This window comes from Thalassobacterium sedimentorum, from assembly GCF_031127905.1.
Lineage (GTDB): Bacteria > Verrucomicrobiota > Verrucomicrobiia > Opitutales > Coraliomargaritaceae > Thalassobacterium > Thalassobacterium sedimentorum.
In genome coordinates, this window is record NZ_JARXIC010000022.1 from 1 (window position 1) to 11,941 (window position 11,941).

At 49.6% G+C, this 11,941-nt stretch carries 8 protein-coding genes and 1 tRNA gene; 4 read left to right on the forward strand and 5 right to left on the reverse strand.

Annotated features, from left to right (window positions below; translation table 11 throughout):
- Positions 1-593: 593 nt before the first annotated feature.
- Positions 594-670: transfer RNA gene (locus tag QEH59_RS12775), tRNA-Met, on the reverse strand.
- Positions 671-842: 172 nt separating this feature from the next.
- On the opposite strand from QEH59_RS12775, the gene QEH59_RS12780 reads away from it, so the two are divergent.
- Positions 843-2,240, forward strand: coding sequence for a TonB-dependent receptor (locus QEH59_RS12780; RefSeq protein ID WP_308985768.1), 1,398 nt, complete (start codon positions 843-845; stop codon positions 2,238-2,240).
- Positions 2,241-2,281: 41 nt separating this feature from the next.
- A complete protein-coding gene (locus QEH59_RS12785) occupies positions 2,282-3,034 on the forward strand; it encodes a polyamine aminopropyltransferase (protein ID WP_308985769.1) in 753 nt (250 codons plus the stop codon).
- Here QEH59_RS12785 and QEH59_RS12790 read toward each other — a convergent pair whose 3' ends face one another.
- From QEH59_RS12790 to QEH59_RS12800, 3 genes are all read right to left on the reverse strand, one after another.
- Positions 3,035-4,903 carry a polysaccharide biosynthesis protein gene (locus QEH59_RS12790; RefSeq protein ID WP_308985770.1) on the reverse strand — a complete coding sequence of 623 codons (1,869 nt, stop codon included), beginning with the start codon at positions 4,901-4,903 and terminating at the stop codon, positions 3,035-3,037.
- Positions 4,903-6,030: a DegT/DnrJ/EryC1/StrS family aminotransferase gene (locus tag QEH59_RS12795; RefSeq protein WP_308985771.1), complete on the reverse strand. Its 1,128-nt coding sequence runs from the start codon at positions 6,028-6,030 to the stop codon at positions 4,903-4,905. The genes QEH59_RS12790 and QEH59_RS12795 overlap by 1 nt, the downstream gene beginning before the upstream one ends.
- 62 nt (positions 6,031-6,092) lie before the next feature.
- Complete coding sequence (locus QEH59_RS12800) at positions 6,093-7,895, reverse strand: phosphoenolpyruvate carboxykinase (GTP) (protein ID WP_308985772.1); 1,803 nt, start codon at positions 7,893-7,895, stop codon at positions 6,093-6,095.
- A 291-nt stretch (positions 7,896-8,186) separates the two neighbouring features.
- On the opposite strand from QEH59_RS12800, the gene QEH59_RS12805 reads away from it, so the two are divergent.
- Complete coding sequence (locus QEH59_RS12805; RefSeq protein ID WP_425609245.1) at positions 8,187-10,196, forward strand: DNA gyrase/topoisomerase IV subunit A; 2,010 nt, start codon at positions 8,187-8,189, stop codon at positions 10,194-10,196.
- Between the two features lie 33 nt (positions 10,197-10,229).
- Positions 10,230-10,727 (forward strand): hypothetical protein, encoded by a 498-nt coding sequence (locus QEH59_RS12810; RefSeq protein WP_308985774.1) that lies wholly within the window; start codon positions 10,230-10,232, stop codon positions 10,725-10,727.
- A gap of 7 nt (positions 10,728-10,734) precedes the next feature.
- Here QEH59_RS12810 and QEH59_RS12815 read toward each other — a convergent pair whose 3' ends face one another.
- The gene (locus tag QEH59_RS12815) at positions 10,735-11,880 is read right to left on the reverse strand and encodes a hemolysin family protein (RefSeq protein WP_308985775.1); all 1,146 of its coding nucleotides are present in this window, start codon (positions 11,878-11,880) and stop codon (positions 10,735-10,737) included.
- Positions 11,881-11,941 lie beyond the last annotated feature (61 nt).

Here is an 11,941-nt window from a genome sequence, read left to right on the forward strand (position 1 = left end):
ATTATCACATCAATGTCTCGGGGCAGGGGCACTTCCTGGAGGTCGGCAGCGGTAATACCGACATTCGGGTGTCGAACAGGTCCGGAATGGATGAGGTTCGTTCAGGATTGGAATAAATGGGCGTCGTTTCTGAGGAGAAACGAGTTTTAGGGCCCGTCACGAAATAACTGTAACAACTGACTGGTTCTTTTGCCCGCCGGCAGCGTTGCTCCTCTGCCACAGATCTCGATCTGCTCTATCGTCGCGCCTTGCCTGCAAACAAAATTCCGGCGTCATCTTGCCATATTTATTTCTTTCCGAGCCCTTAGATTTAATTTTCATGCCGGGGCCGAGTCTTGGAATCGCTTCAGGATGAACTTCTCTCTTTGCAGCAGCCGCAGTTGGAGGCGGCACTGAAAGCAATGCGATGCTGTAACTACAGGCGCAGGGCTATTTAGGGTGAAAAAACATGGGTCAAAACTTGGGCTTGAGTCCGACAAATTTCACCTTGTTTCAGAATGTTTCACAGTTGTGGGATGGCGGAATGAAATTTCCCCAAAGGCCGTCAACCCGCATAAAAAAGCCCCTCAGAGTGAACTGAGAGGCTTTTAAATTGGGTGCAGGGCTAGGATTTGAACCTAGGACCTTCAGGTTATGAGCCTGACGAGCTACCGGGCTGCTCCACCCTGCAATAAAATGTTAAATTCGTGTTTCGGAGCAGTTGAACCACGAAGGAAAGGCGGGACTAAATGTCGAAGCTCGGTGCTTGTAAAGAGTTTTCTTATCTTTTATTGAAGTATTTTTTTTAATCCTCTGAGTTACGGTTTGCCATCGCTTCGCTGGGCTTTTACTGAATGCGTTCTATGGTGGATAGAAAGCAGTTGAGCACTTACGAAAAAGCATTGGCAATTAATCTGGATTTGCAGCGATATGGGGTTTTCGCCGAAATCGGTGCGGGGCAGGAAACGGCAAATTGGTTTTTTCGTGTCTCCGGTAGCGCGGGCACGGTGGCTAAAACAATATCGGCGTATGATATGACGATGAGCGATGCCCTTTACGGGAAGGCTTCTCGTTACGTTTCTCAGTCGCGTCTACACTCTATGCTTACTTATGAGTATGATCTGCTGGAAAAACGGCTGGGGCCTGAGCGTGGGAAAGATACTACCTTTTTCTCTTTCTGTAATACTGTGCGAGCGCGTGGCTATCAGGATAAGGGAGAGTGTCATGGTTGGTTGGGAGTGCGCTTTCAACTGAAGCCGGAGACGGAGCCTTGTGAGATTGTGATTCACGTCCGATTGCTGGATGAAACGAATTCGGATCAAATGGACGCGTTGGGGAAGGTGGGCGTGAATCTGGTGCACGCGGCGTTTTATCATCGGGATAGCTTGAGCGAGTTTGTGGAGTCGCTGGCGGATGGTGTGTCGAAGGATAGTGTCGAGGTCGACATGTTGCGCTTCTCGGGAGAGGGCTTTCGCTATGTGGATAATCGTCTGTGTGCCCTGCAGTTGGTGCAGAGTGGTTTGACCGATGCGGCGATGTTTAATGAGAAGGGCGAAATTTTGCAGGCTGCGGACGCGCTTTATAAGCGACCGATTTTATTGCTGCGTGGTAGTTTCAGTCCGGTACTTAAGTTGCACTTAGACATGATTACGCAGTCGCGTAAGGCGTTTTCGACGGTGATGAGCGAGGAGGAGAAATCGCGTGCTTTGGAGATTTGCGAAATCAGTATGAATAATCTGTTGCGCGATGGTGGTTCGGTGGACCATGAGGATTTTATTGATCGTGCGGATGCATTACAGGCACTGGGGAAGACTGTATTGATCAGTCGTAGTGCAGAGTTTCACAGGATCGCAACGTATTTGAGTCGCTACACTGCGGAGCCGATTGCGATTATTTTGAGCATTGGTCTATTGAATGAGCTCTTTAAGGAAAAATGGTCGGCAAATCTCGCAGGTGGAGTGCTGGAGTCTTTTGGCCGCCTGTTTAAAAATCGAGTGCAACTTTTTGTGTACCCCTGGCACAATACACATAGTATGGAGTTGGTCACGGCGGAGAATTTTAAAGCGCCTAAGAACTGGCAGTATTTTTACCGGCATCTGATGCAAAACGATCGTATCGTTCCAATCGGAGTCGGTGATCCTAGTCTATTGGCGAACACTGGTCGCAAAATAATGAAAAAGATTGAATTGAATGATGCGACTTGGCGTGACTGGGTGCCAGAGGAGGCGCATGCGATGGTGGAACGTAAGTTGAAGCGTTAATCGTCTTAGAATTCGTTAACTGAAGTTTCGCTAGGATTAATATGGCAGTTATTTGGCAACAAACGATTGATTCGAATCACTATGAAGTACGTACTGCGGGAGCCTCGATTCGTCTCTATCGTAATGGAGTGAATCATTCGCAGTGGAATCCGAAGCGTCCGCTTTCCGGCTCTATTTGGGATTTGATTGCGTTGCCGACGCTGCATCGTCCGGTGGGGAGTCTTCAGGATGTATTGGTGCTTGGTTTTGGGGCAGGTGCAGTGGGGCGGCAAATTCGTGAGTTAGTGGCTCCGCGGCGTATTGTGGGTGTTGAACTCGACCCGATTCACCTCTCGATCGCGGATGGTTTTTTTGAATGTTCTGAGGGCTGTGAGTTGATTGCCGGTGATGCAGTGGAATGGGTGCATGACGGGGGCGGCGAAGCCAGCTTCGATGTGATCATTGACGATCTTTATGCGGAGGAAGATGGGATTCCAGTTCGCTGTGTGCCGATGGATGTCGAGTGGTGTGAAGCTCTTTGCGATTTATTGCAACCGGGAGGGATGTTGATTTTTAACATGATTGAGCCTGAGAAGGTTCAGCATTTGCCAATGTTTAAATCGCTGACATTGAAGCAACGCTACTCAGAGACAATTATGTATCGTATTGATGGATACGAGAATCGGATTGTAGCGTTTAGTGATCAGGCTTTTGATTTACCATGTCTGGAAGCACAATTGAAGCGAGTGTATTCGAAGTTTCCAGCCTGCCGTCAGGGGCGTAGTCGCTATATTCGAGAATCGGTGTCGCAGTGATTAATTTGCGGGGGTGTATTCCGGTACGTGCTTTTTTATGGTTAGTTTGATTTGCTTGGCATCATAGCTTTGCATGACGGCCTCTAGTTCTTGTACTAGCTGATTAATATCAAATGTAGTATTTTGGGGGGCCACGAAGCGCATGACGCGTGGATGTGAGGTGGCTAGCAGCTCTTCGCTGAGGTGCTGTACTTCTTCGAATAGTTTCTCTCCGGGTTGTAGGCCGATGAACTCAATATCGATGTCAATTTTCTCACGTAATCCACTGAGTGCGATCATTTGACGCGCGACATCTAGAATTTTTACTGATTGTCCCATGTCTAGCACAAAGATTTCGCCACCGACTCCTAGGGTGGCAGATTGTAGCACTAAACCGACGGCTTCTTTAACTGTCATGAAGAAGCGGGTCACTTCCGGATGCGTGACAGTGATGGGGCCGCCTGCTGCGATTTGCTTGCGAAAGATGGGGATGACACTGCCGGAGGAGCCAAGTACGTTGCCAAATCGCACGGCCATGAATTTTGTTTGATTATCTGCTGCGCGTTGTTGTGAGGCCAGTGCGAGTTCTGCCAGACGTTTGGTTGCGCCCATTACGCTGGTGGGATTGATTGCTTTGTCGGTAGATATTAGTATAAAGCGTTCTGCGGAGTGGGTGCTGGCAATTTTGGCTAATTGTTTGGTGGCTATGAAGTTGTTACGTAATGCTTCGACGGGTTGGTCTTCCATTAAATTGACATGCTTGTGCGCGGCTGCGTGGAAAATGACCTGGGGGCGATGTTGAATAAAAAGATTCTGAAGTTGCGGTTCGTTTAAAATGTCGAGCACCCGTGTCGTTACTTTGATTGTGTTATTTGGCAGGGGCTTGAGAACATTCTGCTGTAGATTGAAGATCGCGATTTCGGTTTGATCGATACAGAGTAGTTCAGCAGGTACATAGTCTAAAATTTGTGCAACCAGTTCGCTACCAATACTACCACCCGCTCCGGTGATCAACACGCGTTTGTTTGTGAGCATGTTACGGATGTCTTCAGAGTTGAGGTCGACTGTTTCGCGGCCGAGAAGATCCTCGAGTTGTATTGGGCGTAGTTGTGATAGCTCGGCTCGTCCACTCACTAGGTCGGTGAGGGCGGGGACTGTATCTACGGCAAGGCCTGCATGGCGGGCTAGATCCGCAACTTGGCGCATGCGTTTGACAGAGGCCGAGGGGAATGCGATGACGGCTTTGCTGGCACTATAGCGCTTTGCGACGGCACTGAGTTCTTCGACTTCGTTGGCTACTAGAATACCGTGTACATAGCGGCCGATTTTCTTTGGATCATCATCAAGAAAGGCTACGGGGCGCATGCCGAGACGTGTTTTGTTCATTAGGTCTGAGCAGAGTCCGGCACCGACCTCACCGGCACCAATGATGATGACATTTTCAGCCGTATCCATGCTGAGCCAATCTTCTAGTCCGCGACTGGATTTGATTCGCATCAGCACTCGGAAGGAGGCAATCAGTAGGAAACTGATTAAGACATAGACAAGTATGACAGAGCGTGGTGGGACGTTGTTGCCCTGATATAGATACCACATCGAGAGTAGAATCAGGGCATTGAAGAAGAGGCCGCCGAAGAGCCGGAATACATCGGGTAAGCGGAAGTAAGACAGTATCGAGTCAAATTGCCCGGTCGCCAGCAGCAGCATCAATTGTAGACATAGCACCCAGCTAACGGTGTTGATGCGATCCAGGGCGTGGTGATCCGAAACATGAAAATCGAAGCGAAGTTCGTAGGCGGTCCAGTAACTTGCAAATGAAATGGCGGCGTATAACAAGAACAGTGCGAGCGTTCTTAGGTTCAAGTATCGAACTATTAAATTGCTACTCATTATTTGTGAGCGCTTTTAGCCCATGCGGAGTGGATCGTGTCGATGATAAACTGTCGTTCGCTGAGACTCATGCTGGACCCGCTGGGCAGGCAGAGTCCACGTTCAAAAAGTCGGGTGGCGAATGCGCCGCCATAACAGGTCGTATCTTTGAAGATGGGCTGTTGGTGCAGTGGTTTCCATAGGGGCCGTGCTTCGATGTCGGCTGCGCTTAAAGCGGATAGTAGTTGATCACGGGAACAGCCGCTGGTTTCAGGGTCAATGGTCAGGCAGGTGAGCCAATAATTTGGTGCCTCAGGTTCTACAATCGGCATAAACTCTAGTCCTGGTAAAGAGGCCAGGGCCTGCTGATAGGCATTGAAATGAGCGCGGCGAGTCTGAATACGACGATCCAGATCGGCAAGTTGGCTGTTGCCGAGGCCAGCGAGCACATTACTCATCCGGTAGTTAAAGCCGATAGACTTGTGTTCGTAATGTGCGACTGGTTCGCGGGCTTGAGTGGCTAGGTAACGCGCGTGTTGGATTGCAGCATTGTCGTCGGCTAGGAGCATGCCGCCACCAGAGGTTGTAATGATTTTGTTACCGTTGAATGAGAAGAATGAGAATGCGCCCATGGAACCCGCAGGGCGTCCGCGGTAGTGTGCTCCCAGGGCTTCGGCGGCATCTTCGATTAGCGGCACTTCAAATCGGCTGCAGATTTCGAGAATACGATGCATTTCGGCACATTGGCCATATAAGTGAACGACAATGACTGCTTTGATGTCTTGACGGCACTGCAGTGCTTCCTCGAGTAAGTCCGGATCCATGTTCCAAGTGTGTGCTTCACTATCGACGAAGACTGGCTCCGCGCCTAGGTAGCAGATCGGATTGGCACTGGCAGCAAAGGTTAGGGTGGGGCAAACGACGGCATCTCCAGCGGAGATGCCAAGGATCTGGAGCGCCAAGTGCAGGGCTGCTGTACCGGAATTAAGTGCGACGGCGTGGGTACGGTTGACGCGTTTAGCGACGGCGGTTTCAAAAGCATCCAGGGCTGGTCCAACTGGAGCGACCCAGTTGGACGTCAACACCGCATCTACACTTGCGTGGTCGTTTGGGCTTATATCAGGTGGAGATAGATAGATGCGAGGCATGGAGAGGCGTAGACTCAACGAATAGGCAGAGTTTTTCCAACTTTAATTAATGTCCTGACGAGTTATAAGCGTGAAATGAGCATTTCGCGTTGAAAGATCATTTCCTTGGGTAAGTGCTCATGTAATTTTAGAAAGAGTTCTTCATGAGTCAGAGTTTGCATACGTAAGCGCTCGCGGTCGATATGCATGAGTTGTTCAAACTCTTCTTCGCTCATGTCGAGTCCACGCCAGTCGATGTCGCTATAGCGCGGCATCCAACCGATGGGGGTTTCTTTGGCGCCGGCACGGCCTGTGGCGCGTTCAACGATCCAGCGCAGTGGGCGCATGTTGTCGCTAAAGCCAGGCCAGAGGAATTTACCTTCGTTGTCTTTTCGAAACCAGTTGACGTTAAAGATGCGTGGAGTCTCAGCTAGGTTGCGCTGCATCTTGATCCAGTGGCGGAAGTAATCGCCCATGTGGTAACCGCAGAAAGGGAGCATCGCCATTGGGTCGCGTCGAACCTTGCCCAAGGTGCCTTCGGCGGCAGCAGTCATTTCTGAGCCAGTGGTGGCTCCGAGATAGACGCCATGTCCCCAGTTAAAAGCCTGAGTGACGAGCGGCACATCGCTCATGCGGCGCCCTCCAAATACCATGGCATGCACGCGAACGCCTTCGGGCTTTTCCCAATCGGGATCGATGACTGGGCAGTTCGCGGCAGGCGCAGTAAAGCGGCTGTTGGGGTGCGCCGCGGGTGTTTCACTTTCTGGGGTCCAATCGTTGCCTTTCCAATCAATTAAATGTACAGGCGTTTCCTTGGTCATCCCCTCCCACCAGACATCGCCGTCGTCGGTGAGGGCGACATTGGTAAAGATTGTATCTTTTGCACAGGAAGACATCGCGCTCGGATTTGTGTCGAAAGAAGTGCCGGGGGCGACGCCAAAGAAACCAGCCTCGGGGTTGATTGCATAGAGGCAACCGTCGGGCCCGGGCTTAATCCAAGCGATGTCGTCGCCGACACAGGTGACTTTATAGCCCTCCATTTCCTTGGGCGGGATGACCATGGCAAAATTCGTTTTACCACAGGCGCTGGGGAAGGCGGCGGTGACATAGGTTTTAGTGCCATCGGGCTCTTCGACGCCTAGGATGAGCATGTGCTCAGCCATCCAACCTTCGTCTCGTGCCAGAGTCGATGCGATACGCAGTGCCAGGCATTTTTTACCGAGTAAGGCATTGCCACCATAGCCAGATCCATAGGAGACGATGGTTCGCTCTTCTGGAAAGTGGACAATGTGGGTGTCTTCTGGATTACAGGGCCATGGGATGTCCTGCTGTCCTTCTTCAAGGGGGCAGCCCACCGAGTGCAGGCAAGGCACAAAGAAGCCGTCTGTGCCAAGCACATCGAGTACGGGGGTGCCGATGCGTGTCATAATACGCATATTGACAACAACATAGGGGGAGTCGGTAATTTCGACGCCGATTTTAGAGATCGGGCCGCCGACAGGGCCCATGCTAAATGGGATTACATAAAGAGTGCGTCCATGCATGCAGCCTTTAAATAGACGCTTGAGTTTACGTCGCATTTCACGCGGATCTTCCCAGTTATTGGTGGGGCCAGCCCCGTCTTTGTTTTGGGAACAAATATATGTTTTGGATTCGACACGTGCCACATCTCTGGGATCGGAGCGGAATAGATAGCTATTGGGACGTGTCGCTTGGTTGAGTTTGATGCACAAATTATTTTTGACCATCATCGAAAAGAGGGCGTCTGCTTCCTCTTGTGAGCCGTCGCACCAATGGACAGACTCGGGCTCGCACAGGTCGACCATCTTTTCGACCCATTTTAGGAGTGCTTTGTGCGAGGTATAGCTAGCTGTTGTGTTGGACATGCATAGTAAGCTAGCAGTCAACGAACTAATGGTAAGGAAAAAAAACAGCGTAGAAGAAAAAATACTATGTCTTTAAAGTCTGGTTTTCGGCTTGTTTAGCCTTGTGCCAGCGAATTGTGAACGCAGTGAGCGGGGAAATTCACCTTCATATTGTGCCACTGCAAGAAATCTACTTGAACCCTGCTTCTGAAAACATCTCACTCTGCTAATATGCCTCGTAAAAAGACGCCACAGAACGACGACTTCGAACTCGAATTCGACCAGCCATCCGCAGAAATAGAAGCTGCGCCGATGACTGACGAAGAGCTGTATGCAATCAAGGCGAATTCCGGACACGTTGATGACATGTTTAGCGACTGGTTTCTCGACTATGCCAGCTATGTCATCTTAGAGCGTGCGGTGCCGCATGCAAACGATGGGTTGAAGCCTGTTCAGCGTCGTATCTTACACTCTATGCGTGAGCTGGAAGATGGGCGCTATAATAAAGTGGCCAATGTCATCGGTAATACAATGAAGTACCACCCACATGGCGATGCATCCATTGGTGATGCCATGGTGCAATTGGGGCAGAAAGAGCTTTTAATTGATATGCAGGGCAATTGGGGCAATACGCTGACGGGCGATTCTGCCGCGGCCGCTCGCTATATTGAAGCGCGCTTGTCGAAATTTGCACTTGATGTGGTGTTTAATCCGAAGACTACGAAATGGTTGTCCTCCTATGACGGACGCAATAAAGAGCCTGATACGTTGCCCGTGAAATTCCCACTGCTGCTAGCGCAAGGTGCTGAAGGTATTGCGGTGGGACTTTCCTGTAAAATTCTCCCGCATAATTTCAACGAATTACTCGATGGCTGTATTGCTTTGTTGCGCAAGGAGACGCCTGAGCTGGCACCTGACTTTCCGACTGGTGGTATTGCGGATGTGTCGGAGTATAATAATGGTAAGCGCGGCGGACGAGTGAAAGTGCGGGCACGCATTGAGGCGCGTAAAAAGAATCTGCTCGCGATTACCGAACTGCCCTTTGGTAAGACCACCACTAGCCTCATTGATTCGATCATCTCGGCTAACGAGAAAGGCAAAATTAAGATTCAGCGAGTGGAGGACAACACTGCCGATGTTGTTGAAATCTTAGTCTATTTGCCAGCTGGTTCAGATCCTTTTGTTGTGGAGCAAGCGCTTTATGCCTTTACCGATTGTGAGCTCTCGGTTTCGACTAATATCTGTGTGATCGAAAATGAGAAACCGCATTTCTTTTCTGCGGCTGATCTATTGTACCTGGCTACAGAAAAGACTCGTAATCTACTTCAACTCGAATTGGAGATTCAATTGGGAGAGCTTGAAGAGAAGTGGCATTTCAGCTCGTTGGAGAAGATTTTTATAGAGAAGCGTATTTACCGCCGCATCGAAGAAGAGGAAACTTGGGAGGCTGTGATCGCTACTGTGGATGTCGGTCTGGAACCCTATAAAAAACTGTTTAAGCGTGAGATTACACAAGATGATATCTTACGTTTGCTTGAGATTAAGATTAAGCGTATTTCTAAATTCGATTCCTTCCGTGCGAATGAGTTGATCAAGGGGTTGGAGGAAGATATTGAGACCACGCAAAAGAATCTTAAGTATTTGACGAAATACGCGATCAAATGGTTTACTGATTTGAAGAAAAAATACGGTGCCGGTCGTGAGCGTAAGACTGAGCTCGCATCTTTTCAAAAGGTGGTGGCACAGGATGTCGTAATCGCTAACGAGACGCTTTATGTGGATAAAAAGGAGGGGTTCGCAGGCATCAGTATGAAGAAAGACGAGGCTGTCTGCAAATGCTCTAATTTGGATGATGTTATTGCGATTAATCAAGAAGGGAAGTTGATCGTGAGTAAGGTCAGCGATAAGGCTTTCTTCGGGAAAAATATTCTACACATCGATATTTTTAATCGTAGCGAACCCAATGCCTTAACTTATTGTATGGTGTACCGTGACGGGAAGTCGGGGCCTGTACTGGCGAAGCATTTCACCACTGGAGGGGTTACACGTGATAAGGAGTATGATTTGACTAAGGGGAAGCCGGGCTCACGTGTGCTTTATATTTCCTGCTATCCGACAGAGGGGGGCGAGGCAGACGCGGTGAAGATCAACTTGAAGCCAGCACCAAGATTGCGTAAGACCGAAGAAGAAGTTTTCTTCAAGGATCTTGCCGTGCGCGGTCGCAGTGCTGGGGGGAATATTATAACTAAGAACCCCGTACGTAATGTCGTTCGTATGACCAAGGCAGCTCGCGAGGAGGCTGCTCAGGCTGAATCAACGTGAGTGTTGTTTTTTTGAGGGGGAGAAATCTGAAGGATGAGCTCTAAGCTGAAAATTTTCACCGGTGTTGCGATTGCAGCCCTCTTCATCGCGATTTATTTCTACACCCAAGTGGATTGGGAGGTGCGTACGATCCGAAAAAACTTCAGCGAACTTGTCGAGTTAGTTGAAAAAGACGGACCTGTTTCCAGTTTTGAGGCGATTGCCCGCAGTCGCCAGTTGACTGCTGTGTTCACTAAAGATGCCAGGGTTGAGTATCTGGCCGGGCGTTCTTTGCCCCGGGGGAGGGATGAGATGGGGCGTGCCTTTTTGGCAGTATGGGCTAAGGTGGATACTGTAAAGATATCAGTGTTGCGCCATGATGTTGAGTTGAGTGATAGCGCCCTTGAAGCAAGCTCGCGGGTAAGTGTGAATTGCACGGTTGTTATCGAGGGCAATGATCGTATGCGCGATGCTGTCGAATATCGAATCTATTGGCAAAAAGTCGGGGGGGATTGGTTGATCGGTGAGATTGTTGCAGTCAATCGCATGTAATATGCTCCTAGAGCCCTGATTCAGATTCGTCAGTGTTGAGTCCCATCGTTTTTGCGCGATTTTTCCAGCGCTTGCGCGCGAGTGCACGCATGTCGATCACATCATCGGTTTCGTCAATAATTTCCATACCGATCAGTGTTTCAACCAAGTCTTCCAGGGTGACTAATCCTTTACTGCCCCCGTATTCGTCGAGTACGATTGCAATGTGGGCGCGTTCGTTTAGGAAAATATCAAAGAGTTCTGTTAGTAGAATAGAATCCTGGACCTTTAAGACATCGCGCCGAATTTCGGCGAGAGTCGTCTCGCCTTGACCGCGTGCGTTAGCCATCAATACATCGTCTCGAAGTACGAAACCACTAATGTGGTCTTTATCTTCTTGATAGATTGGGATACGCGAGAAGGGACGTTCACTTACGGTGCTAAGAGCCTTGGCGAGCGTTTCTGTTTCCGGCATTGATGCGATTACCATGCGTGGTGTCATGATGTCTTGAGCGGTCAGCGTGTTGAGGCGGAAGAGGTTTTTTAAGATACGGGATTCATTTTTGGGCATGTTGCCAGAGGCTTCGCCAATACGTGTCATGGAAATTAATTCATCGCGGCTGAACACATGAGCTTTTTTGCCTCCCGAGACCCATTGAGTCAGATGTTCAGAAAGCCAAACCATTGGGTAGAGCAGCCAGATTAGCGTTTCTACAAACAGTGCAGTGGGCCTGACGAGTTGTTTCCAGTAAACGGCTCCCAGGGTTTTGGGGACAATCTCTGACAAGAAGAGGATCATTAAAGTCATGATCGCCGAGAACAAGCCAAACCAAGCACTGCCGAAGACGATCGTAGCCTTGGCTCCAGACAGAATGGCGCCGACTGTGTGTGCGATGGTGTTGAGTGTTAGTATCGCAGCCAAGGAGCGGTCGACGTTCTCGAGTTTTAGTTTTCGCAGACGCTGGGCACGCCGCGGTTGTTGATTGCGTAAGCTTTCGATGTATGATGGCGTTACGCTCAGCAGGACGGCCTCGGCGATCGAACATAGAAAAGAAAATCCTAAAGCGAGTAGAATTGATCCGATCAATATGATTACATCCCACTTGGTCGCTACATTAGATGTATCGGAGGGAGTGATTGTGATGCCTAAGTGGATGAACTCAGTGAGGGGCATTTTAGAATGCGAGGCGATATTGACTCAATTGGCAAGTGTTGAAGTCAATTAATCGAGTATT

Excerpts from the sequence above, each read along its gene's own strand:
- QEH59_RS12780 (WP_308985768.1), top strand. The coding sequence starts at position 843 with ATGGTGGATAGAAAGCAGTTGAGCACTTACGAAAAAGCATTGGCAATT.
- QEH59_RS12785 (WP_308985769.1), top strand. The coding sequence starts at position 2,282 with ATGGCAGTTATTTGGCAACAAACGATTGATTCGAATCACTATGAAGTA.
- QEH59_RS12790 (WP_308985770.1), bottom strand. The coding sequence starts at position 4,903 with ATGAGTAGCAATTTAATAGTTCGATACTTGAACCTAAGAACGCTCGCA.
- QEH59_RS12795 (WP_308985771.1), bottom strand. The coding sequence starts at position 6,030 with ATGCCTCGCATCTATCTATCTCCACCTGATATAAGCCCAAACGACCAC.
- QEH59_RS12800 (WP_308985772.1), bottom strand. The coding sequence starts at position 7,895 with ATGTCCAACACAACAGCTAGCTATACCTCGCACAAAGCACTCCTAAAA.
- QEH59_RS12805 (WP_425609245.1), top strand. The coding sequence starts at position 8,187 with ATGACTGACGAAGAGCTGTATGCAATCAAGGCGAATTCCGGACACGTT.
- QEH59_RS12810 (WP_308985774.1), top strand. The coding sequence starts at position 10,230 with ATGAGCTCTAAGCTGAAAATTTTCACCGGTGTTGCGATTGCAGCCCTC.
- QEH59_RS12815 (WP_308985775.1), bottom strand. The coding sequence starts at position 11,880 with ATGCCCCTCACTGAGTTCATCCACTTAGGCATCACAATCACTCCCTCC.